Consider the following 22,064-nt stretch of genomic DNA (forward strand, 5'->3'; position numbering starts at 1 on the left):
CCTGCCGTAACCTTCAAATCGATGTCCGACGCTCGCCGCCTCCGCCCCGTCGACCTGGCCCGCCTGGCCGGGGTCTCGACGCAGCAGATCCGCAACTACGAGGACGCCGGCGTGCTGCCGCCGGCGGCGCGGACCCCGTCCGGCTACCGCGCCTTCACCGACCTGCACCGCGGGGCGCTGCTGGCGTACCGGACGCTGCTGCGGGGGTACGGGCCGGTCACGGCGGCGCCGGTCATGCAGGCGCTGCACCGCGGTGACGTGCCGGGCGCGCTCGCGCTGGTCGACGCCGCGCACGCCGCCCTGCACGAGGAGCGGGTGTCCCTGCGGGCGGCGAGCGAGGCCCTGGAGCTCCTGGCGGCCGAGCCGCCCGCTCCGCTGCCCCGCTCCGGCGGACTGCGCATCGGGGAGGTGGCGGCGCTGCTGGGCGTACGGACGTCGGCGCTGCGGGTGTGGGAGGGGGCCGGGCTGCTCACGCCGGGGCGCGAGCGGGGCACGGGCTACCGGGTCTACGAGCCCGCCGACGTGCGCGACGCCCGGCTGGTGCAGACCCTGCGCCGCAGTCACTACCTGTTCGACCAGATCAGGCCGGTCCTGGAGGGGCTGCGCCGGGAGGGCGGCAGCGCTGCCCTGCGGGCGGCGATCGCGGCGCGCGGTGCGGCCCTGACAGCTCGCAGCAGAGCCATGATCGAGGGCGCGGGCGCCCTCCACGCCTACCTGGACCGGCTCGACGCCGCACGCGCGGCAGGGGCCGGCTCAGGTACCGGCTCGGGTTACGGAGAGCCCGGGCCGGGTCATGCATGAGGTCATGGACCGGGCACAGGCACGCGCATGGCTCACCACCGCCGTCGAGGAGGCCCGAGCGGGTCTCGCCGAGGGCGGTATCCCGATCGGTGCCGCCCTCTACGGCGCCGACGGCACCCTGCTGGGCCGTGGCCGCAACCGGCGCGTTCAGGACGGCGACCCCAGCCTGCACGCGGAGACGGCGGCCTTCCGGGCGGCGGGACGGCAGCGCTCGTACCGGGGCACGACGATGGTGACGACCCTGTCCCCCTGCTGGTACTGCTCGGGTCTGGTCCGGCAGTTCGGCATCTCACGTGTGGTGATCGGCGAGGCGGTCACCTTCCACGGCGGCCACGACTGGCTCGCCGAACACGGTGTGGAGCTGGTGCTGCTGGACGACGGCGAGTGCGTCGGCCTGATGCGGGACTTCATCGCGAGCCGGCCGGAGCTGTGGAACGAGGACATCGGCGTCGACTGAGCACTCCGCCAGGCCCGTATTTCCGTTCGAGATGCCATCCGTTCCATTGAATTGCGGCGACACCTGGCGTCGCCGGTGGCGGGGTTCCGCATTCGTTTGGTCGGGTCTATCCCACCTGCGAACGGAGACGTCCTGTGCGAATGACTGATATCCAGCGCTGCGAGGTCCGACCTGGGCGCCTCTTCGAATGGACACTCAGTCCGGCGACCGTCGCGACGGCGAAGGCCCTGCCGGAAGACTCCAGACCACCGGCGTACATCCAGGAGTCACACATCCGGACGGCTCGGTCCGTGCGCGAGGACGGTCTGTTCGTGCCGACCTGGCTCGGGGCGGCGTTCGACATCCCGGGACGGGCCGACCTGGACGCGCTGGGCGAGGCGCTGCGCGGCTGGACGCTGCGGCACGAGACCCTGCGCAGCGGCTTCCGCTGGGCGGGCGGGCCCGGCGACTCGATCCGCCGCTTCACGCTCGACCCGGACGCCGTCTCCCTGCACCGCGAGGACGTCGGCGACTTCACCGACGCGGCGGCCCTGGCCCAGCACCTGCAGGACCGTTTCGACACGACGGCGGACGCCCTGCGCTGGCCCAACCTCATCTACACGGCGGTCGTCCGGGACGACTGCACCAGCGTGTACATGGCCTTCGACCACAGCAACGTCGACGCCTACTCCATCCACCGCATCCCCGCGGAGATCCACGAGCTGTACCGGGCCGCCGTCGCGGGCGGCGACGTGGGACCGGAGCCGGTGAGCAGCTACGTCGACTTCTGCGAGGCCGAGCGCGCGGACGCGGACCGCATCGACGCGGACCACGAGATCGTCGCCCGCTGGCGGGAGTTCATCCACCGCTGCGACGGACGACTGCCGTCGTTCCCCGTCGACCTCGGCCTGGAACCCGGGGGCGCGCTGCCCACCCAGAAGTTCATGCGCGAGATGATGGTGGACGCGGAGGCAGCCGCCGCGTTCGAGTCGTACTGCCGCCCCTACGGCGGGAGCCTGGTCGGTGTTCTCGCGGCCACCGCCCTGATCCTCCACGAGATCGGCGGCGAGCCCGTCTACCGCACGGTCGTGCCGTTCCACACCCGGGTGAAGTCCCAGTGGTCGCAGTCGGTCGGCTGGTACGTGGGCGGCGCCCCGATCGAGGTTCCCATGTCCGAGGCCGGCGACTTCCCGAGCGCCCTGCGCACCGTACGCGCCGCCCTTCAGGCCAACCGCAAGCTGGCCCGCATTCCCCTCGCCCGCGTCCTCCACCTGCTCGGCGCCGACTTCCGCCCCACCTCCCCCGACCTGTACTCGATCGTGTCGTTCGTCGACACCCGCGCCATTCCCGGCTCCCAGGACTGGACGGACCGGACGGCGTACGGGCTGCTCAGGGTGTCCTACGGCGACCAGGTCTGCGCCTGGATCACCCGCCTCCACGAGGGGCTGTGGTTCGCCGCCCGCTACCCGGACACCGACATCGCCCAGAAGAACATGCGGCTGTACGCCGAGCGGCTGCGCGACATCGTCATGGGCACGGCTCGTCAGCCCTGAGCGGCACGGCACGACGACGCCCCACCCGGACAGGCCGAGTGGGGCGTCGAACCGGCCGCGCCGCGCGGTACCTCGCCCGCGCTACTCGCCGAGGTCCTCCAGGTACTCCTTGACCACGTCGGGGTTCCGCCGCATGGCCGCGAGCAGTTGGCTGCGCCGGTAGCGGTTGCGTCCCTCCTCGACGCGCTTCTCCCAGCCTTCCCGGCCGTCGGCCAGCCGTTCGGTGATGAGGAACTCGATGACGTCCTCGATGCAGGGCCTGAAGCGTTTGCCCCCCACGGGGATGTGCAGCTTGTCCAGCGAACGCTTCTGATCGTTGGTCCTGTTGAGCGCCTCCAGCGCCGGCGACGTGCCGTACACCTGCACATGCGCGCTCGTGTACTTGTCCTTCTCCCGTTCGTAGTCCCAGTGGAGCAGACAGGTCTCCAGGGCTTCATCGGTGAAGAGCCCGCAGTACGACGAATGCACCGTCAGGAAGCCGTCCTCGTCGTCCAGGCGCACCTGGAACGACAGGTTCATCCAGGCGCGGGGCTTCTTGTGGTCGATGCGGAGCGGGAACGCTGTCGGTTGGGTGGGATTGGCGGCAGACAGACCGTGGCCGAGAGTGAAGACAGGCCCCGCCGCGGAACGCGGGCGCAGCACGGCGGCGATGCGCACATGCTGGCACACGGTCCCGTTCAGGGTCTCCTGTAACTCCTTGGCGAACTTGTAGGCCTGCTTGGGCAGGTCAGAGGTCAACCGTGCCGCCGATCGACACCCACAGGGCATGGGCCTGCGACGAGGTGAAGTCCCCCTCCCGGGCCTGCTCCTGCAACTCGGCGTACGTGAGCCCGAGGTCGTCCAGGGCCCGCTGTGCGGCTTCCCGGTAATCGGCGTCGGACACGACGATCACGATGTCGTCCTCGTGATCAGTCATCGCCCGCTCGTCAAACGTCACACTCATCGTCTACCCCCCAGACGGTCGTGGCGCGCTGCGTGACATCCATAGCATCACGTATTCGACCGCTCGCCGACAGTCACATACCCCTAATGGCTGATCCTTTACCAGCCTGCCGGGTACCGACCGCAAGCATGTCCGTACCTGAACACGTATCAGGCCGAGACGGCGTTCATGTGAGCCGGGCCCGTACTGGCCGTGCCCCGGTCACACGCCCGCGTACGAGTGCTTGCCGGAGACGAAGATGTTCACGCCGTAGTAGTTGAACAGCCAGCAGCCGAAGGCGAGGAGGGCCAGGTAGGCGGCCTTGCGGCCCTTCCAGCCGGCGGTGGCGCGGGCGTGCAGGTAGCCGGCGTAGGCGACCCAGGTGATGAAGGACCAGGTCTCCTTGGGGTCCCAGCCCCAGTAGCGGCCCCAGGCGTCACCGGCCCAGATGGCGCCGGCGATGATCGTGAACGTCCACAGCGGGAAGACGGCGGCGTTGACCCGGTAGGCGAACTTGTCGAGGGAGGCGGAGGAGGGGAGCCGCTCCAGGACGGAGGTCGCGAAGGTGCCGGGGGTGCCGCCGCCCGCGAGCTTGGTCTCGTAGGAGTCCTTGAAGAGGTACAGGATCGTGGAGACCGCGGCGACGTAGAAGACCGCGCCGCAGATGATCGCCGTCGAGACGTGGATGTAGAGCCAGTACGAGTGCAGGGCGGGAACGAGCTGGTCACTGGCGGTGTAGAGGACGGTGACCGCGAGGCCCAGGTCGAGCAGGACCGTGGTGGTCAGGAACAGTCCGAGCCAGCGCACGTTCTTCTTCAGCGCCAGCAGCAGGAGGTACACGCCGACGGCGACCGTGGAGAACGTGATGTTGAACTCGTACATGTTGCCCCACGGCGCCCGTTCCACCGACAGGGCACGGGCCAGCACGCCGGCGGCCTCGACCAGGAAGGCGAGCACGGTGAGGGAGATGGCGATCCGGCCGTACAGGTCGCCCTGCTCGTCCCCGCCGTGCGCCCCGGGCCCGTCCGGCACGTCCCGCTGACCGGCCGACGCCCGCACGGTGACCTTGGGCCGCTCCAGGACGGCGGTGCCGCCGGCCTGGTTCACGGTGACGGCGGGCCCCTTCTTCGCCTCGGCCGGCTTGGCGGTGAGCGCGGCGGCGGTCCTGGCGACCTTGCTGCGGCTGCCGAAGATCCATTCGGCGATGTACGCGAAGAAGGCCAGGGTGTAGACGGCCATCGCGGAGTAGATCAGCACATTGCTGATGTTCGCGAGGTTTTCGTTGGTGGCGGCGGCGAGAGTCATCGCTTCTCAGCCCCTTCGGCGGGTACGGGGGTGTCGTGGCCCGGCTCCCGGTCGGGGTCGGGGTCGGGGTCGGGCGAATCTGCGGGGTCGTCGGTGTCGGAGGCGGCCGGTGTCTCGTCGTAGAGGATCCCGGCGAGGTCGCCGAGCTCCTCGGGGACCTTGGCCGACTCGCTGCGGCCGAGGCCCGCCATCTCGACGACGGTGACGCCGTCGGCGCCCTTGACCGCCCGCACCCAGACGCGGCGGCGCTGGATGAACAGGGAGGCGGCGAGGCCGCCGATGGCGGCGATGGCCCCGGCGAGGGCCCAGCCGCCGCCGGGCTCCTGGACGACCTGGAAGCCGGCCCACTCCTTGATGTCCTTGCCGAAGGTGACCGAACCGGCGCCGTTCGGGAGCTTCATGGTCTCGCCGGGCCGCAGCAGCTTCTTGAACAGCTTGCCGTCGGAGTCCTTGAACTCCTTCATGTTGGTCTTGTCCATCTGGTACACGCTCTGCGGGATGCCGGAGTCGGCCCCCAGGTCGCCGTGGTAGGCGGACAGCGCGAGCACCGGGGAGTCCAGCGCCGGGAACTGCGACAGCATCGTGCCGCTGGCGGAGCCGCCGAAGGTGGGCACGAAGAACGCGTTGAAGCCGAGCTGTTCCTTCTTGCCCTGGGGGTTGCGGTAGCCGTCGAGGACCTTGACGGCGCCGGAGGAGGTGACGTTGGCGTCGAGCGGCAGCAGCGGTACGGCGCTGTCGTAGACGACCTTGCCCTTGCCGTCGCGGACCGTGATGACGGGCGCGTAGCCGTGGCTGACGAGGTAGACCTTGGCGTCGCCGATCTCCAGCGGGTGGTTGACCTTGACGGTGGTCTTCTCGTCCTTGCCGTAGGGGCCGGTGCTGTAGTCGAGCGCGGCCTGGTAGGTGCGCGGGGTGCCCTTGTTGGGGCCGGTGCGCTCGTAGGTGCCGGTGAACTCGTCCAGGTTGAAGCTGAACGGCACCAGGTCGTCGGCCGTGAAGAGGTTGCCGGACTTGAAGTCGTCGTACTGGGTGAGGGTGTTGGAGAAGCCGTCGCCCTCGACGATCAGCTTGTTGCCCTCGGACTTGTAGAGCTGCCCCCAGGCGAAGGCGATGAGCATCACGATGAGGGCGATGTGGAAGACGAGGTTGCCGAGTTCACGCAGGTAGCCCTTCTCGGCGGCGACGGAGTCTCCGGCGAGGTGGGCGCGGAAGCGGCGCTTCTTCAGCAGGGCCAGGGCGGCACTGTGGACCTGCTCGGGTTCGGCGGCGGTGCGCCAGGTGGTGTGGGCGGGCAGCCGGGTCAGCCGCTTGGGCGCGCCCGGCGGCAGGCCGCGCAGCTGGCCCACGAACTGCCAGGTGCGGGGCACGATGCAGCCGATGAGGGAGACGAACAGCAGGATGTAGATCGCGGAGAACCACACCGAGCTGTAGACGTGGAAGAGGCCGAGCTTGTCGTAGATGTCCCCGAGGGTGGGATTGCCCTTGCGGAAGTCGGCGACCTTCGTCGCGTCCTGGCCGGACTGCGGGATGAGCGAGCCGGGGATCGCGCCGAGGGAGAGCAGCAGGAGCAGCAGCAGCGCGACCCGCATGGAGGTCAGCTGCCGCCAGAACCAGCGGGCCCAGCCGATGACGCCGAGGGAGGGCAGGTTGGGGGGTTCCTCCGTGGGGGCGGTGGACAGCTGGGAGCCGGCGGCGCCCAGGTCCTGGTCCTCGGCTGCGGCGGGGGCCGGGTCGGAGGCGGTGGTCTTGCTCATCGATCAGATCCCTACGGCGAATCCGGCGGACCAGGACTGCATCTGCTGCACGAGGCTGTTCCAGACGCCCGTCAGCAGCAGCAGACCGGTGATGATCATCATGGTGCCGCCGATCCGCATCACCCAGACGTAGTGACGCTTGACCCAGCCGAAGGCGCCGAGCGCCTTGCGGAGGGCGACCGCGGCGAGCACGAACGGCACGCCGAGGCCCAGGCAGTACGCGACGGTCAGTATGGCACCGCGGCCCGCGCTCGACTGCTGCGAGGACAGGGCGAGCACGGAGGCGAGGGTCGGGCCGATGCAGGGGGTCCAGCCGATGCCGAAGAGCGCGCCGAGCACGGGGGCACCGACCAGTCCGGTCACCGGCTTCCGGTGGAAGCGGAATTCCCGCTGGCTCATCCAGGGCATCAGCCCCATGAAGAACACACCCATGAGGATCATGAGAACGCCGAGCACCTTGGACAGGACGCCCTGCTGCTCCTGGAGCGTCGACCCGAAGTAGCCGAACAGGGCTCCGCCGGACACGAACACGACAGTGAAGCCCGCGACGAAGAGCGAGGCGCCCGCGGCCATCCGGCCGCGCCGCGCCTCGGCCAGGTCGGTGCCGGTGACGCCGGTCACATAGGACAGGTAGCCGGGGACCAGCGGCAGGACGCACGGCGAGAAGAAGGAGACCAGTCCGGCGAGCAGGGCGAGGGGCAGTGCCGCCAGCAGCGCGCCGTTGAGGACGGTCGTGTTGGGGTCGGTGGCCGCGGCGAGTACCGCGGTGCCGGTGACTGCGCTCACGTCGCTGCTCCGCTCACTTCTCCGCGACGACCGGCTTGAGCATCTTCAGCAGCCGTTCCTCGCTGAGCGCGGACAGCGAGCGGGCCGCGATCTTCCCGTTCCGGTCGAGGATGAGGGTGGAGGGGATCGCCTGCGGGTTGAGGGTGCCCTTGTCGAAGCGCAGCAGCAGCTTGCCGGTGGGGTCGTAGAGGCTGGGGTAGGTGATGCCCCAGTCCTTCTCGAAGGCGAGGGCGGCGCCGGTGGAGGTGTCGCGGGTGTTGATGCCGACGAACTGCACGCCCTTGTCGGCGTACGCCTTGGAGACCTTCGCGAAGTACTTGGCCTCGGCGCGGCAGGGGTTGCACCAGGAGCCCCACACGTTGAGGACGACGACCTTGCCCTTGTAGTCGGCGACGTCGAGGGTCTTGCCCGCGATGGTCTTGCCGGACAGGTCGGGTGCCGGGGTGCGCTCGCCCTCGGCGACGGTGGCGATGCCGTCGGTGCCGGTGACGAAGTTGGTGTTGCCGCCCCCGCCGGAGGTGCCGCCGGAGCCGCACGCGGAGACGAGCAGCGCGACCACGGCGGCGCCGGCGGTCAGGGCGGCGCGGCGGACGCGGCGGGTGCGGGTCGAGCGCAGGGGGGCGCGGCTGGCGGCACTCATGTGAAAAGTTTCGCATGTCCGTTCCGGGGCTCTCGCCCGCCCCCCTTGCGGGCGGAAAACCGCATTTCAGGCGGCGTTTCGCGAGGGCGTACCGGCCCTCTGCGGGTTCTTCTCGACGAACCCCTTCCAGCCCCCTGCCGGTTGCTGCCCGACCTCGAGCGTCCGGAGCTTCGCGAGCACCTCGGGCCGCTGCGCGTCCAGCCAGTCGGTGAACTGCCGGAAGGAGACGAGGCGCACATCCGCGCCCTTCTCCTTCTCCCGGGCGATGTGCTTGAAGGCCTCCTCGACGGCGTCCATGTAGATGCCGCCGTTCCACTGCTCGAAGTGGTTGCCGATGAAGAGGGGCGCCCTGTTTGTCTCGTATGCCCGCTTGAATCCCTGGATGTACGCCTGGGCCGACTGCTCCCGCCAGCCCGGGTAGTTGTGCGCGGGTGCCTTTGTGGTGCTTATGGACTGGTTTGCCAGCATGTTGTAGTCCATGGCGAGCACCTCGAAGCCGCGACCGGGGAAAGGTATCTGCTGCAAGGGCAGGTCCCAGATCCCCTGCCGCTTCACGGGCCACACCTGACGGCCGCCGGGCGAGGAGGCGTCGTAGCGCCAGCCGAGCTCACGGGCGGTGGGCAGCAGGTTGTCCTGGCCGAGCAGACAGGGCGTACGGCCGCCGACCAGCTCCTTGTCGTAGTCGAACGGCAGCGACGGCAGGTCGGTCCAGCCGGTGTTGGTGCGCCACTCCTTCACGAAGGACTTCGCCTGGTCGATCTCGCTGCGCCACTGCCGGGGCGTCCAGTTCTTGACCGAGCCGCGGGACTCGCCGCAGAAGTGCCCGTTGAAGTGGGTGCCGATCTCGTGGCCCTCCAGCCACGCCCGGCGGACGTTCTTCAGCGTGTCCTTGATGTGCTCGTCGGTGAGGTAGCCGATGTCGGAGGCGCCGCGCGGGTTGTTCGGCGGGTCGTAGCGGCGCTTCTTCGACTCGGGCAGCAGGTACAGCCCGGACAGGAAGAAGGTCATGCTCGCGCCGTGCTCCTTGGCCAGGTCCAGGAAGCGCGGGAACAGGCCGTTGCCGACCTCGCCGGCGCCGTCCCAGGAGAACACCACGAACTGCGGCGGGGTCTGACCGGGCTCCAGCGGCTCGGGCTTCTTGGGCTGGTGGGGCTGCTTGCCGGTGTAGGCGGTGGAGCCGTCGCCGATGGGCCGGGCGGCCGGCTTGGGCTGGGGCTTGGAGCCGCCCTGCGCGGAGCTGCCGGAACCATCGGCGGGACGGGAGTCATCTGACCCGGTGAGGCCGCCGCAGCCGGCGAGCGAGACGGCGGCCGCGGCCCCCGCGCCGAGTCCGAGCATTCCCCTGCGGGAGTAAGGGCGCATGGCATCCCCGTTCGTCACGTTCTCTGGTGGTCACCCAGTCAGAGGACGTGACGAACGGGGAGGTTCCGCCGAAACTTGCAGATTCCGTAACGGAAGGATCAGAAGCGAACAGAAAGGGCTTACGCGCCGAATGCCTTGTCCTGCCCCTTCACCGGCTTGGCCCCGGCGAGGAGATGGGCCGGGACGAGATCGCGGGCCGGCTCGCTGTAGCCGACGGAGACGATCCGGTCGCCCTGGTACGTGAAGGTCGTCAGCGACGCGAGCGTGCACTGCCGCTTGCGCGGGTCGTGCCACAGCCGCCGCCGCTCGACGTACGACCGCACGATCCAGATCGGCAGCTGGTGGCTGACCACGACCGCCTCGTGCCCCCGGGCCTTGTCCTTCGCCGCGCTCAGCGCGTTCATCATCCGTACGACCTGGTCGACGTACGGCTCGCCCCAGGACGGCCGGAACGGGTTCACCAGGTGCTTCCAGTTGCCGGGCTTGCGCAGCGCGCCGTCCCCGACCCCGAACGTCTTCCCCTGGAAGATGTTGGCGGCCTCGATCAGCCGCTCGTCGGTGGCGAGGTCCAGCCCGTGCGCCTTGGCGATCGGCTCCGCCGTCTCCTGCGCCCGCTCCAGCGGGGAGGCGACGACATGCGTCACATCTCGGCTCGACAGGTGCTCGGCGACCCGGTCGGCCATCCGGCGGCCCAGCTCGGAGAGGTGGTAGCCGGGCAGCCGCCCGTAGAGGATCCCGTCCGGATTGGCGACCTCGCCGTGCCGCATGAGGTGGACGACGGTGATGTCGCCGTTGCCGCCGCCGCTGTTCTCGCTGCTCATGCCGTGGCCTCCGCGGCCGCTCGGGCCGCCGCCGGGAGGGCGTCGGCGATGCGCTGCACGGCCCGCTCGTCGTGCGCGGTGGACACGAACCAGGACTCGAACGACGACGGCGGCAGGTAGACGCCGTCCGCGAGAAGCGAGTGGAAGAAGGCGGTGAAGCGGAACGACTCCTGCGCCTTGGCGTCCTCGTAGTTCCGCACCGGACGGTCGGTGAAGAACACGGAGAACATGTTGGAGGCGGTCTGCAGCCGGTGCGCGACGCCCTCCTTGGTCAGCGCGTCGGTGACGAGGCCCTGGATCTCCTTCGACACGGCGTTGACCTTGTCGTAGGCGGCGTCGTCGAGGAGGCGCAGCTGGGCGAGCCCGGCAGCGGTGGCGACGGGGTTCCCGGAGAGGGTGCCGGCCTGGTAGACGGGCCCGGCCGGAGCGAGGTGCGCCATCACGTCCGCACGCCCGCCGAAGGCCGCGGCCGGGAAGCCGCCGCCCATGACCTTGCCGAAGGTCATGAGGTCGGGGACCACGCCGTCGACGCCGTACCACCCGGCGCGGCTGGTCCGGAAGCCGGTCATGACCTCGTCGGAGATGTAGAGGGCGCCGTTCTCGGCGCAGAGGTCCTTGAGCCCCTGGTTGAAGCCGTCCGCGGGCGGCACCACGCCCATGTTGCCCGGGGAAGCCTCGGTGATCACGCAGGCGATCTCGCCCGGGTGGGCGGCGAACGCGGCCCGCACGGCGTCGAGGTCGTTGTACGGCAGGACGACGGTGTCACCGGCCTGGGCGCCGGTGACGCCCGGGGTGTCGGGCAGCGCGAAGGTCGCGACGCCGCTGCCGGCGGCGGCGAGCAGCGAGTCGACGTGCCCGTGGTAACACCCGGCGAACTTGATCACCTTGGTGCGCTGCGTGAACCCGCGGGCGAGCCGGATCGCGGACATGGTCGCCTCGGTCCCGCTGGAGACGAGCCGCACCTGCTCCAGCGGCGCGACCCGCGCGACCATCTCCTCCGCGAGGGCGACCTCGCCCTCACCGGGCGTACCGAAGGACGTACCGCGGGAGACGGCGTCCTGCACGGCGGCGATCACCTCGGGGTGCGAGTGCCCGAGGATCATGGGCCCCCAGGAGCACACGAGATCCACGTACTCCCGCCCGTCGGCGTCCGTCAGGTACGGCCCGGTGCCGGACACCATGAACCGCGGCGTGCCGCCGACCGCGCGGAAGGCCCGCACCGGCGAGTTCACGCCACCCGGTGTGACGGCCGCCGCACGGTCGAACAGAGCCTGCGAGGCCGGTGCTTCATACGGATATGCCAGTTCGCTCATGACCTGCGACTTCTCCGACCTTCTCCGACGTCGTCGGAATCCGGGGGTGAGGGGTCCTTTCACTATGAGCGTCCGATCAGGTCGCGTGGTCCGGTGCGTGGGCGTTGCGGCAACGCGGCGAGGTGCGGTGCCAGGCCGCGCGACCCGGACGGGCATGGTGAAAGGGCCCCTGAGGGACCTGTTCAGGGTAGGACAGGGAGAAGAATGAAGGGACGGCCGAGGCGACCGGCCCGCGATCGCCGGTCGTCTGCGAGACTGGACCTGATACACGCAGCTCAAACGGCCCACGGTGGTCGGAGGCTGCGAAGATCCTGCGGACAGTTGTTTCAGCGCACGTTTCGGCGGGCGGCCGCGGGGGAGGTCACTGACACGATGATCGGGTTGCGCGGCGGGGGCGACGCGTCCTAGAAAAGCAGTCGGGTGGAGATATGCATCGCGGTGGCGGACTGGGCGAGGGGACTGATGACCTGGGTCCTCGACGTGCCCGGCGGGGAAGGCACCGGCGCGAGGCGGAGGACACGCAGGAAACACGTCGGCCCCAGGGACTACCGAGTGAACCGGAGCGGCTCGACGGACGTACTGAACGTCGTGTGGACGATCTTCGGGCCGGAAGCAGGAATGGTGGTCGGGTGGGGGTGACGTACAAGTACTTCGGCGCGCCGGACGGCGCGACCGCGGCCCGCGTCCCGATCTCGATGCGTCCGGAGGAGCTCGGCGGCGACGAGCTCGGCATGAACGGCATGTTCACGAAGATAAAGCCGGAGACCATGGCCGCGATGGTCCTGACGGGCATCGAAGGCGTCCCCCTGCACAAGGTGCCGCCGCTGGAACTCGTCGTCCTGCACCCCGACTACGCGGTGGTCAAGCTCCCGATGACCGTCGTCGACCCCCTGCGGGGCATCGGCGAGGAGGCGGTGGGCGCGGCGGCCTTCATCTGGTCGACGGTCCCGGACCGGGGTGGGCCCCGGGACGCGTTCAACGTGTACCAACTGCTGCATGAGTGGCAGGACTTCAGCCACCGGCTGCATGAGGCGGGGCATCAGCCGTATTGCCTTGTGTGGCCCTGAGCTGGGGTTTCGTAGGGTGCGGGCGGGGTCTTCGGGCCTCGCCCTTTTCCGTGCCGGAGAGGGGCCGTCACGCGGCCAGGGCGCATTGATTTTGCTGGGGGGTGCTGATGTGCCCTGGGTGGCGGGCGGGTCGCCACTGCCTTCCGCCTCGACTTCCCCTGCTTCAGCCTCGATGAAGGCATCGTCGATCGCTTTGCGGGTGCGAGTCTCGTTTGACGGCAGAAGATGCGTGTACGTCCGGAGCGTGAAGCCAGGATCCGAGTGGCCGAGGTACTCGGAGAGCACCTTGATGCTCCCCCCCGTTACCTTCTTCGTGGCTCCGCAATGGGGCCTCCGGCCTTCGGGTCCGGCATGACTTCCCCCCCCTTGTTGTTCATGATCCGGGGGGTGGTGTCACCGGGCCCGGAGGCATCGACAGACCGCTGATGAGGGGCTTGAGCACCGGCTTCACCCGAGCCGGAAGAGCTCTCCGTAACGTGGATGTGGCAGCTCGGTGCCCAGGCAAGGCCGGACGAAAGCGTGATGGAGGGGCCTGCACGTGATCGACACCGGCGACATCGACGTCTTCCTCGGCCTGGACGTCGGCAAGGGCGAACACCACGCCACCGCCGTCACCCCAGCCGGGAAGAAGGCGTTCGACAAGCGCCTGCCCAACACCGAGCCCAAGCTCCGCGAGCTGTTCGCGAAACTCCAGGCCAAGCACGGGACCTTGCTGGTCGTGGTCGACCAGCCAGCCTCGATTGGGGCCCTGCCGCTGGCCGTTGCGCGAGACATGGGCTGCCCGGTCGCCTACCTGCCCGGGCTGACGATGCGGAGGATCGCCGACCTCTACCCGGGTGAGGCGAAGACGGATGCGAGGGACGCGTTCATCATCGCGGACGCGGCCCGGGCGATGCCGCACACGCTGCGGGCGATCGACGGAGAGGACGAGACGATCGCCGAGCTTGAGATGATCGCCGGGTTCGACGACGACCTGGCCGGCGAGGCCACCCGGGTCGCGAACCGGCTGCACGGCCTGCTGACCCAGATCCATCCGTCGCTGGAGCGAGTGCTGGGGCCGCGGTTGCAGCATCCGGCCGTCCTCACGCTTCTGGAACGGTTCGGGTCTCCGGCCCAGATACGCAAGGCCGGACGGCGGCGGCTGGTCGCCTTGCTGCGGCCCAAGGCGCCGAGGATGGCCGAGCGGCTGGTCGAGGAGATCTTCGCCGCCCTGGACGAACAGACCGTGGTGGTGCCCGGCACCGAGGCGGCCGCACTGATCGTCCCGAGCCTGGCCGGATCCTTGGCCACCGTCCTTGACCAGCGGAAACTGCTGGCCGGGCGGATCGAGGAACTCCTGGAGGCCCACCCTCTTTCCAAAGTCCTGACCTCGATGCCGGGCATCGGTGTCAGGACCGGAGCCCGCATCCTGATCGAGGTCGGCGACGGCAGCACCTTTCCGACCGCCGGCCACCTCGCCGCATACGCGGGACTCGCCCCGGCAACCCGGAGTTCGGGCTCCTCGATCCGCGGCGAACAACCGCCCAGGAGAGGGAACAAGCAGCTCAAACGGGCCTTCTCCCTCTCCGCACTCGCTGCTCTGGGCGACCCGGCATCGCGGGCCTACTACGACAAGAAGATCGCCCAGGGCAAGCACCACACCCAGGCCCTGCTCTGCCTCGCCAGACGCCGGGCCGATGTCCTCTTCGCGATGCTCCGCGACGGAACCTTCTACGAGCCCGAACCCGCAGCGGCCAGGTGAGGAGTTCGGACCGCTCGATCAGTCCTCGGGGCGAAGCCTCTGGCGAGCGGCCTCAAGCCGCTGGTCATAGTCAGGCGCGAAAAGCTCAGGAAGCGCCTTGTCCAGCGTTCCGGCGATCCGATGGATCGGCACCCACACCGCCGGATCGTCGACAACACGGCTGAGGTCCGTCATCTGGAGCTTCTCCAGCCAGTGCGACAGCACCAGTGCCTCGTCACTCGTGAGCTTGATCGTGACCTGGCTATCACTCATGCACACCCCTATGGCTCAGCCCGCACTCGACCGCACGAACCTACTGGCCTTTGACCTTGACCTAACGCATAGGGGCACCCCCCCCGCGTCCAGGAGCACGGAGGCGAGACGCCCGCCAGGGGGTGTTCACGGCGAACAAAGGGGGAAATGAGGCGCCCCTTTTAAAAGGGGCGCGGGACGTACGGACCGGGACGTACGGACTCAGACGAGCCGCTTACGTCCCCAGAGGAAGAGGAACGCCACGACACCGGCCGTCAGGGCGAACAGAATCGACGCCCCGAGCCACTGCATACCGTTCATCTGCGACATCGGGAGGTACTCCACCGACCAGCCCACGACATCGGCCTTGTCCAGGCACACCTGCCGTGCCGCGTCGGTCTGCGACCCCGAACAGGTGCCGAACCCCACCAGATCCCCGCTGCCGGTGACAAACGAGTAGTCGATCTCGTAGGCGCCGTGGGGGAGCGACGGGGACCCGTTCTCGCCCATGACGCCCTTGTTCGTCGTGATGGTGACAGTGTTGCCGAGCGACACGATGGAGTAGGACCAGACGAGCTGGACGGCCACGGTGAACCCGAAGGTGACGACCATGGCCATCAGCGTGCGGCGCAGCACCAGACCGATCGCGACCCCGCTGAACACGGAGAAGATGGTGAGGGCGACGGGCACCGGGCCCGTGTTGTTGAAGGCCTCGCTGGAGATCCAGTCCATGACCGTGACATCGGACTTTTTGACGGGGTTCCACCACCAGCCGAACACCGCCGACAGCACGCCCGTACTCACCACGACCACCAGCCCGGCCAGCGCCAGCTTCGTGGCGAGCCAGCGGGCCCGGCTCATGGACTGGGCAGCGACCAGCTTGGCCGTGCCGTTCTCCAGGTCACCCGCGAGCAGCGGGGCGCCGAGGAAGACACCGAGCAGGATGGGGATCGCCCCGAGACCGAAGGAAACGAAGGAGAACGCGTCGACGTACCGCTGGAAGTCGTTGCCCGTCTCGTCCAGGCTCTTGGCGGGGTAGCCGTAGCCGTCGAGGAAGTCCGTCATCTGGCCGCGCTGGTAGACCATCCAGGCCACGGAGAGCGCGGTGGCGGCGAGTATCGACCAGAACGCGGCCCGGTGCTGACGCCAGACCAGCCAGGTCATACCGCTGAGGCGGGGGCGACGGGTGGCCTCCGTGGTGGTCGCGTTCATGGTCCCGTTCTTGCCGTCGGTCGAGGTGCCGGTCGTGCTGCCGGTCGGGTTCGAGGCGCTGGTGAAGGTGCTCATGCCGCCACCGTCCCGGTGCCGAACGCGTACCCCTGGCCCTGGACCTGGGCGGTGGGGGTGATCAGCGGTGGTGCGTCGGGTGAGCGGAGGTAGGCGAGCAGGAGTTCCTCCATGTTCGGGGTGTCCGTCTCCCAGGCGCCGGTGATCGGGCCCTCGGGGCGGACGAGGGCGGTGAACTGCCGTCCGCTGATCCGGGACTCGACGAGGGTGTGGTGCCCGAGGGCGGCGGGCAGACCGTCGCCCTCCCTCGCCCCGGTGACCAGGGTGTGCACAGACCTCAGCTCGTCCTCGTCACCGGCGAGGCGCACTCCGCCGCCGGAGACGACGACGAGGTAGTCGCACACGTTCTCCAGTTCGGCGAGGACGTGGGTGGACATCAGCACGGTGGTGCCGTGCTCGGCGGCCTCGGCGAGGAGGATGCCCATGATCTCGTGGCGCACGACCGGGTCGAGATCCGACATCGGCTCGTCGAGCAGCAGCAGGTCGGGGCGCTTGCCGAAGGCGAGGGCGATGGCGACACGGGTGCGCTGACCGCCGGAGAGGGTGCCGATCTTCGCCTCGAAGGGCACGTTGCCCGCGCGGATGATGTCCACGGCGGCGCGCTGATCCCAGCCGGGGTTCAGTTCCCGGCCCAGTCGCAGGGTCTCCGCCACGGTGAAGCGGCGGAACAGTGGCTTCTCCTGGGCGAGGAACGCGGTGCGCCGGCCGGACTCCGCCGAGCCCGGCGTCTCGCCGAACAGGCTGATCGAGCCGTTCGTCGGCTCCAGGACATGGGCCGCGATGTTCAGCAGCGTGGTCTTGCCCGCCCCGTTGGGTCCCACCAGCCCGCAGATCCGGCCCGCCGGGAGCCGGAAGGAGCAGTCCCGCAGCGCCCAGCCCCGCCGGTAGCGCATCCCCAGTCCGTACGCCTCAAGCGCCGGCTCCCCCGCGTACATACCGTCACTCACCTGTGCTCCTAGTTGTCGTGGACCCCGTTGTCGCGGCCGACGCTGTCGTGGACCCCGTTGCCGGCGCGTTCCCGGCGGCGTACTGCTTCTCCATCGCCGACGTGACCAGTGCGGCCACGTCCTCCTGCTCCAGACCGGCCCCGGCCGCCTTCGACATCCACGCCACCAGATCGGCGTACAGCGGTGAGTCGGTGCCTGCCGAGGGGCGGGCCAGCGTGCGGCGTACGAAGGTGCCCTGGCCCGGTCGCGGTTCGACGAGGCCCTCGCGCTCCAGCTCGCGGTACGCCTTGAGGGTGGTGTTCGGGTTGACCGTGCTGGTCTCGGCGACCTCCTTGGCGGTGGGCAGCCGGTCACCCGGCACCAGGACGCCCAGTCGGAGGGCCTGCTTGGTCTGCTGCACGATCTGCTGGAAGGCGGGGACCCCGCTCCGCCTGTCGATGCGGTACTCCAAGATCACCACCATCATTCCACTACTTGATTAGTGGAATGATGGTGGAGGGATGCGAGGGCGGTTGTCAACCCCGACCGGGCAGCGAGGAGGACGGGGACTGGGTTGTCCGAAGTGACCGGAGGGGCTTCTTGGACAACGTTTCGGTGGTCAGCCTGGGTCCAGGCCTTCATCCGGGGGCCGGGGGGCGGTGTTGAAGGTTCGCCAGATGGCCGAGGCACACAGGAGTAAAGGGACGTGAGCGATGGAGCGTCGTGGTACCACCGGTACTTCGACCAGGATGCGTGAAGCGGCGGAAGTCGAGCGTGCGCACCAAGCCCAGAAGGTCTGCGAGGCCGAACATGGCCATGCCCAGCACACTTACGAGCGGCGCAAGGAGAGCTGATGAACCACAGCACATGGAGGACGCGCCGGGCCCGGCAGCTCGCGGGTGAGGCAGTGGAGTACGACCAGGAATACGTCGATGCACGACTGGCCGGCGATCTCGGGCAGGCGGTCTACAACCGCCGGATCGAGCTCGGCCTGTCACAGGTGGAACTGGCAGAGCGGGCTGGGATGACTCAGCCCCAGGCCTCCCGGATGGAGGGCGGCGACACCGTGCCGGCTCTCCCGCTGCTGCGGCGCTTGGCCAAGGCCCTGGAGGGCACGCTGAACCTGACTATCGACGAAGGTGACTCGCACGTCACCTTCACCCCGCGCGCCGCCTGAGCCGCCGGCTGGGAGACCGGGCGGATCAGCAGCAACCGCCCGCTCCGGCCGGTTCCTTGGCGTTGCTCTCGGCGGAGTTGTCGCAACACGTGCTGCCCTGCTGCTTGGCCAGGGAGTCCGCGTCGGCCTTGACGACGTAGACCTCCCAGGGTTCCTGGCCGGGGCCGCTGACCCAGACCTTGTCCTGGAGGGCGTAGCAGCAGGTCGTGTCGTTCTCCACGTCGGTGGTCAGTCCGGCGTCGGTCAGGCGGGTTGTCGCGGCCTGGACGGCTTCGGTGTTCTCCACCTCGACGCCGAGATGGTCCATGCGGGTCGCCTCCCCCGCCGTGCCTTCGATCAGGACGAGCTTGAGCGGGGGCTCGGCGATGGCGAAGTTGGCGTAGCCGTCGCGGAGCTTCGCGGGCTCGGTACCGAACAGCTTGCTGTAGAAGGCCACGGACGCGGCAAGGTCCGGGACGCGGAGGGCGAGTTGTACACGGGACATGGCGGTCCTCCTCTTGAGGTGTGGTGTCAGCAGCCGCCGGTCGAGGCCGGGGCGCCGGTGCCGATCCGCAGGGTGGCCGGGGCGGCGCAGCACCCGCCGCCCTCGCTGTTCCGGGCGGTGTCGGGCTCGTCGAACAGGCCGGCACCACCGCACACGCCGGTCTCCGGGAGGGTGAGTTCGACGCGCTCGGCGGCCTCGTGGTCGCCGGCGAGGGCGGCGGTGATGGAGCGGACCTGCTCGTAGCCGGTCAGGGCGAGGAAGGTGGGGGCGCGACCGTAGGACTTCATGCCGGCCAGGTGGATGCCCGGTTCGGGGTGGGACAGTTCGTTGACGCCGTGCGGGTAGACGGTGCCGCAGGAGTGGACGTTGGGGTCGATCAGCGGGGCGAGTGCGGTCGGGGCCTGGAGGCGTTCGTCGAGGCCGAGGCGGAGCTCGGAGAGGAAGGACAGGTCCGGGCGGAAGCCGGTCAGGACGATGACCTCGTCGACCGGGTCGATGCGGCGGCCGTGCTCGTCCACGAGGACGAGCCGGTCGCCGTCGCGTTCCACGGCCTGTGTACGGAATCCGGTCGCCGTGCTCGCGTGCCCGGCCTCGACAGCGGCCTTGGCACGCAGGCCCAGGGCGCCGCGAGCGGGCAGCTGGTCGGCCTCGCCGCCGCCGAAGGTGGAGCCGGTGATGCCGCGCCGGAGGATCCACACCGCGTGGGTGCCCGGCTCGTCCTCGGCAAGGTCCGCGAGGGAGGCGAGGGCGGTGAAGGCGGAGGCGCCGGAGCCGACCACGGCGGTGCGCTTGCCCGCGTACCGGGCGCGTACGGCCGGGTCACGCAGGTCGGGGACGCGGTAGGAGATGCGGTCGGCGGCGGACTTCTCGCCGAGGGCGGGCAGACCGTCGGCGCCCATCGGGCCGGGTGTGGACCAGGTGCCGGAGGCGTCGATGACCGCGCGGGCGCTGATCCGTTCCTCACGGCCATCGGCCCGCGCGACGTGCACGGTGAAGGGCTGCTCGTCACGGCCTGAGTCGACGACACGGTCGCGACCGGCCCGGGCGACGCCGGTCACGGTCGCCCCGTAGCGGACCTTGCCGCCGAGGGCGTCGGCGAGAGGCTGCAGGTACTGCTCGGCCCAGTCACCGCCGGTCGGGTACGCGGAGCCGTCGGGGCGGGTCCAGCCGGTCGGGGACAGGAGCTTCTCCGCGGCCGGGTCGGTGACCTCCGACCAGGGGGAGAACAGCCGCACGTGTGCCCAACCGCGCACGGCGGTGCCGGCCGACGGCCCGGCTTCCAGGACCAGCGGTTCGAGGCCGCGCTCCACGAGATGGGCCGCCGCGGCCAGGCCGACCGGGCCGGCTCCGATGACCACGACGGGCAGCTCGTCAGTGGTGGGCACGCTGTTGGTGGAGACGGCCACGAGATTCCCCTTTGATTCGACATTCGTCGATTACTTCTTCCGCTTCAGCATGACACCTGCTTCGACGACCGTCAACATAGACATCTATCGAATTAATGGCCGCAGGTCCCCCTTCGTGATTCGGCGTATGTCAACATAGATGCATGTCGAATACGAGGGTGCTTCCGCTGCTGGAACCCGGGCTTCCCGAGGCCGTGGCACCGTGCTGCCCACCCCTCACCGAGCGCCCGTTCACGGCCGAGGAGGCCGAGACGGCCGCGCGGATGTTCAAGGCCCTGGGAGACCCGGTGCGGCTTCGGCTGTTCTCGGCAGTGGCCTCGCACGAGGGCGGCGAGGCGTGCGTGTGCGACATCTCCGATGTCGGCGTCTCCCAGCCGACGGTGAGCCACCACCTGAAGAAGCTGAAGGAGGCCGGGCTGCTGACCTCCGAGCGGCGCGGCACCTGGGTCTACTACCGCGTCGAGCCGTCCGTGCTGGCCGCGATGGGCAAGCTGCTGACCATCGCGCCGGCCGCGGTCTGACCCGCCTTCGGCACCGACGGCCCCCCGGGCGAGGCCGTCTGCCGTCGCTCTCGGCAGGACGGACACGCCCGGGCGGACGTTGCCGCGGTCGCGAGGAGTCAGCTCTCCTGCGGTGCCGCCGTCAGCCGCCGACCGGCGGTGAACTTCCGCCGCCAGGCCAGGGACACGTAGACCAGCGCGACCAGGACCGGCACCTCGATCAGCGGGCCGACCACACCGGACAGCGCCTGGCCGGAGGTGACGCCGAAGGTGGCGATGGCGACCGCGATGGCCAGCTCGAAGTTGTTGCCGGCCGCCGTGAAGGCGAGGGTCGCGGTGCGGTCGTAGGCGAGGCCGATGACCTTGCCGAGGGCGAACGTGCCGAACCACATCACGGCGAAGTACACCAGCAGCGGAAGCGCGATGCGGGCGACGTCCAGCGGCTGCGAGGTGATGGTCCTCCCCTGCAGGGCGAAGAGGATGACGATCGTGAAGAGCAGGCCGTACAGCGCCCACGGGCCGATCTTGGGCAGGAAGCCCGACTCGTACTGCTCGCGGCCCAGCTTCTGTTCGCCGACGCGGCGGGTGAGGAAGCCGGCCAGCAGCGGGATGCCGAGGAAGATGACGACGTTCAGGGCGATCTTCCACATGGAGATGTCGAGGTGCTCGCCGTTGCCCAGGCCGAGCCAGGCGGGCAGCAGGTCGAGGTAGAACCACCCCAGGACTCCGAAGGCCAGGACCTGGAAGACCGAGTTGAGGGCCACCAGGACGGCAGCCGCCTCACGGTCGCCGCAGGCCAGGTCGTTCCAGATGATGACCATGGCGATGCAGCGGGCGAGGCCGACGATGATCAGGCCGGTGCGGTACTCGGGCAGGTCCGGCAGGAAGATCCAGGCCAGCGCGAACATGACCGCCGGGCCGACGATCCAGTTGATGACCAGCGACGAGACCATGAGCCGCCGGTCGCCGGTGACGGCGTCGAGCCTGTCGTAACGGACCTTGGCGAGGACCGGGTACATCATGACCAGCAGGCCGATGGCGATCGGCAGGGAGATGCCGCCGATCTCGACCTTGGCCAGAGCGTCGTTCAGGCCGGGGATCACACGGCCCAGGCCGAGCCCGAGGGCCATCGCGGCGAGGATCCACACGGCGAGGAAACGGTCGAGCGTCGACAGCTTCGCGACGACCGAGGGCTCCTCGGCGGTGGTCGCGGATGCTTCGGTGCGGGTCACGGGCAGGCCCTCTTGTTGTCGGCGGCATTGCGAGCGGACTCGGCCAGGTCGGCGAACCGGCCGGCGAGCCCGGCGATGACGTCCGGGCGCAGCCGGTAGTACGTGTACCGGCCGCACGGCTCCGTCTCGACGACCCCGGCCTCGCGCAGCACTCTCAGGTGGTTGGAGAGGTTCGTCTGCCGGGCGCCGGTCTCCTCCACCAGGTGGGTGGTGCACAGCGTCTCTTTGGCCAGCAAGGTCACGATGTGGAGCCTGAGCGGGTCGGCCAGAACCCGGATCAGATCAGTGTCGACTGATGTCAGCATGGACTGATACTGTCA

At 69.6% G+C, this 22,064-nt stretch carries 24 protein-coding genes; 7 read left to right on the plus strand and 17 right to left on the minus strand.

Features of this window, described 5'->3' with window-relative positions; translation table 11 throughout:
- The first annotated feature begins 21 nt into the window (after positions 1 to 21).
- The 3 genes from IE97_RS0109210 to IE97_RS0109220 all read left to right on the plus strand — a co-directional run bounded on the left by IE97_RS0109210 (position 22) and on the right by IE97_RS0109220 (position 2,790).
- Positions 22 to 801 (plus strand): MerR family transcriptional regulator, encoded by a 780-nt coding sequence (locus tag IE97_RS0109210; protein ID WP_030234488.1) that lies wholly within the window; start codon positions 22 to 24, stop codon positions 799 to 801.
- 4 nt (positions 802 to 805) lie between these two features.
- Positions 806 to 1,258 (plus strand): nucleoside deaminase, encoded by a 453-nt coding sequence (locus IE97_RS0109215; protein WP_030234492.1) that lies wholly within the window; start codon positions 806 to 808, stop codon positions 1,256 to 1,258.
- Between the two features lie 134 nt (positions 1,259 to 1,392).
- Entirely contained in the window at positions 1,393 to 2,790 is a 1,398-nt protein-coding gene (locus IE97_RS0109220) for a condensation domain-containing protein (RefSeq protein ID WP_030234497.1), read from the plus strand.
- A gap of 81 nt (positions 2,791 to 2,871) precedes the next feature.
- Here IE97_RS0109220 and IE97_RS0109225 read toward each other — a convergent pair whose 3' ends face one another.
- The 9 genes from IE97_RS0109225 to hemL all read right to left on the minus strand — a co-directional run bounded on the left by IE97_RS0109225 (position 2,872) and on the right by hemL (position 11,693).
- Positions 2,872 to 3,528, minus strand: a complete 657-nt coding sequence (locus tag IE97_RS0109225) for a hypothetical protein (RefSeq protein ID WP_051704887.1) — start codon at positions 3,526 to 3,528, stop codon at positions 2,872 to 2,874.
- A complete protein-coding gene (locus tag IE97_RS0109230) occupies positions 3,518 to 3,706 on the minus strand; it encodes a hypothetical protein (RefSeq protein WP_234310434.1) in 189 nt (62 codons plus the stop codon). Before IE97_RS0109230 ends, IE97_RS0109225 begins: the two co-directional genes overlap by 11 nt.
- Positions 3,707 to 3,934: 228 nt before the next feature.
- The gene (gene ccsB / locus IE97_RS0109235; RefSeq protein WP_030234507.1) at positions 3,935 to 5,017 is read right to left on the minus strand and encodes a c-type cytochrome biogenesis protein CcsB; all 1,083 of its coding nucleotides are present in this window, start codon (positions 5,015 to 5,017) and stop codon (positions 3,935 to 3,937) included.
- Positions 5,014 to 6,771 carry a cytochrome c biogenesis protein ResB gene (resB, locus tag IE97_RS0109240; RefSeq protein ID WP_030234511.1) on the minus strand — a complete coding sequence of 586 codons (1,758 nt, stop codon included), beginning with the start codon at positions 6,769 to 6,771 and terminating at the stop codon, positions 5,014 to 5,016. The genes ccsB and resB overlap by 4 nt, the downstream gene beginning before the upstream one ends.
- Positions 6,772 to 6,774: 3 nt before the next feature.
- Positions 6,775 to 7,557, minus strand: coding sequence for a cytochrome c biogenesis CcdA family protein (locus IE97_RS0109245; protein WP_030234515.1), 783 nt, complete (start codon positions 7,555 to 7,557; stop codon positions 6,775 to 6,777).
- A gap of 13 nt (positions 7,558 to 7,570) precedes the next feature.
- The gene (locus tag IE97_RS0109250; protein WP_030234519.1) at positions 7,571 to 8,197 is read right to left on the minus strand and encodes a TlpA family protein disulfide reductase; all 627 of its coding nucleotides are present in this window, start codon (positions 8,195 to 8,197) and stop codon (positions 7,571 to 7,573) included.
- A 66-nt stretch (positions 8,198 to 8,263) separates the two neighbouring features.
- Entirely contained in the window at positions 8,264 to 9,559 is a 1,296-nt protein-coding gene (locus tag IE97_RS0109255) for a hypothetical protein (RefSeq protein ID WP_078603141.1), read from the minus strand.
- A gap of 119 nt (positions 9,560 to 9,678) precedes the next feature.
- Positions 9,679 to 10,380 carry a histidine phosphatase family protein gene (locus IE97_RS0109260; protein WP_030234527.1) on the minus strand — a complete coding sequence of 234 codons (702 nt, stop codon included), beginning with the start codon at positions 10,378 to 10,380 and terminating at the stop codon, positions 9,679 to 9,681.
- Positions 10,377 to 11,693 carry a glutamate-1-semialdehyde 2,1-aminomutase gene (gene hemL, locus IE97_RS0109265; RefSeq protein WP_030234531.1) on the minus strand — a complete coding sequence of 439 codons (1,317 nt, stop codon included), beginning with the start codon at positions 11,691 to 11,693 and terminating at the stop codon, positions 10,377 to 10,379. The genes IE97_RS0109260 and hemL overlap by 4 nt, the downstream gene beginning before the upstream one ends.
- Positions 11,694 to 12,322: 629 nt before the next feature.
- On the opposite strand from hemL, the gene IE97_RS0109275 reads away from it, so the two are divergent.
- On the plus strand, positions 12,323 to 12,760 hold the full coding sequence (locus IE97_RS0109275; protein ID WP_003974483.1) for a hypothetical protein: 438 nt from the start codon (positions 12,323 to 12,325) through the stop codon (positions 12,758 to 12,760).
- Between the two features lie 538 nt (positions 12,761 to 13,298).
- On the plus strand, positions 13,299 to 14,501 hold the full coding sequence (locus IE97_RS0109280) for an IS110 family transposase (protein WP_030234538.1): 1,203 nt from the start codon (positions 13,299 to 13,301) through the stop codon (positions 14,499 to 14,501).
- Between the two features lie 18 nt (positions 14,502 to 14,519).
- Here IE97_RS0109280 and IE97_RS0109285 read toward each other — a convergent pair whose 3' ends face one another.
- The 4 genes from IE97_RS0109285 to IE97_RS0109300 form a co-directional block, all read right to left on the minus strand.
- Positions 14,520 to 14,753, minus strand: a complete 234-nt coding sequence (locus tag IE97_RS0109285; protein WP_030234543.1) for a hypothetical protein — start codon at positions 14,751 to 14,753, stop codon at positions 14,520 to 14,522.
- Between the two features lie 201 nt (positions 14,754 to 14,954).
- Positions 14,955 to 16,019: an ABC transporter permease subunit gene (locus IE97_RS0109290; RefSeq protein WP_030234547.1), complete on the minus strand. Its 1,065-nt coding sequence runs from the start codon at positions 16,017 to 16,019 to the stop codon at positions 14,955 to 14,957.
- Positions 16,016 to 16,954 carry an ABC transporter ATP-binding protein gene (locus IE97_RS0109295; RefSeq protein ID WP_030894409.1) on the minus strand — a complete coding sequence of 313 codons (939 nt, stop codon included), beginning with the start codon at positions 16,952 to 16,954 and terminating at the stop codon, positions 16,016 to 16,018. Before IE97_RS0109295 ends, IE97_RS0109290 begins: the two co-directional genes overlap by 4 nt.
- Before the next feature lie 4 nt (positions 16,955 to 16,958).
- Positions 16,959 to 17,432, minus strand: coding sequence for a GntR family transcriptional regulator (locus tag IE97_RS0109300; protein ID WP_030234554.1), 474 nt, complete (start codon positions 17,430 to 17,432; stop codon positions 16,959 to 16,961).
- Between the two features lie 366 nt (positions 17,433 to 17,798).
- On the opposite strand from IE97_RS0109300, the gene IE97_RS0109305 reads away from it, so the two are divergent.
- A complete protein-coding gene (locus tag IE97_RS0109305; RefSeq protein ID WP_030234558.1) occupies positions 17,799 to 18,122 on the plus strand; it encodes a helix-turn-helix domain-containing protein in 324 nt (107 codons plus the stop codon).
- Between the two features lie 25 nt (positions 18,123 to 18,147).
- Here IE97_RS0109305 and IE97_RS0109310 read toward each other — a convergent pair whose 3' ends face one another.
- Both IE97_RS0109310 and IE97_RS0109315 read right to left on the minus strand, forming a co-directional pair.
- On the minus strand, positions 18,148 to 18,606 hold the full coding sequence (locus tag IE97_RS0109310; RefSeq protein ID WP_030234563.1) for an ArsI/CadI family heavy metal resistance metalloenzyme: 459 nt from the start codon (positions 18,604 to 18,606) through the stop codon (positions 18,148 to 18,150).
- Positions 18,607 to 18,632: 26 nt separating this feature from the next.
- Complete coding sequence (locus tag IE97_RS0109315; protein ID WP_051704888.1) at positions 18,633 to 20,012, minus strand: FAD-dependent oxidoreductase; 1,380 nt, start codon at positions 20,010 to 20,012, stop codon at positions 18,633 to 18,635.
- 143 nt (positions 20,013 to 20,155) lie between these two features.
- On the opposite strand from IE97_RS0109315, the gene IE97_RS0109320 reads away from it, so the two are divergent.
- Complete coding sequence (locus IE97_RS0109320; protein WP_030234571.1) at positions 20,156 to 20,533, plus strand: ArsR/SmtB family transcription factor; 378 nt, start codon at positions 20,156 to 20,158, stop codon at positions 20,531 to 20,533.
- Between the two features lie 98 nt (positions 20,534 to 20,631).
- Here the strand turns inward: IE97_RS0109320 and arsB are convergent, their stop codons facing one another.
- The gene (gene arsB, locus IE97_RS0109325; protein ID WP_030234574.1) at positions 20,632 to 21,744 is read right to left on the minus strand and encodes an ACR3 family arsenite efflux transporter; all 1,113 of its coding nucleotides are present in this window, start codon (positions 21,742 to 21,744) and stop codon (positions 20,632 to 20,634) included.
- A complete protein-coding gene (locus IE97_RS0109330) occupies positions 21,741 to 22,049 on the minus strand; it encodes an ArsR/SmtB family transcription factor (protein ID WP_030234578.1) in 309 nt (102 codons plus the stop codon). The genes arsB and IE97_RS0109330 overlap by 4 nt, the downstream gene beginning before the upstream one ends.
- Positions 22,050 to 22,064: the final 15 nt, after the last annotated feature.

Origin of the sequence: Streptomyces sp. NRRL S-455 (assembly GCF_000717875.1) — a bacterium.
Classification (GTDB): domain Bacteria; phylum Actinomycetota; class Actinomycetes; order Streptomycetales; family Streptomycetaceae; genus Streptomyces.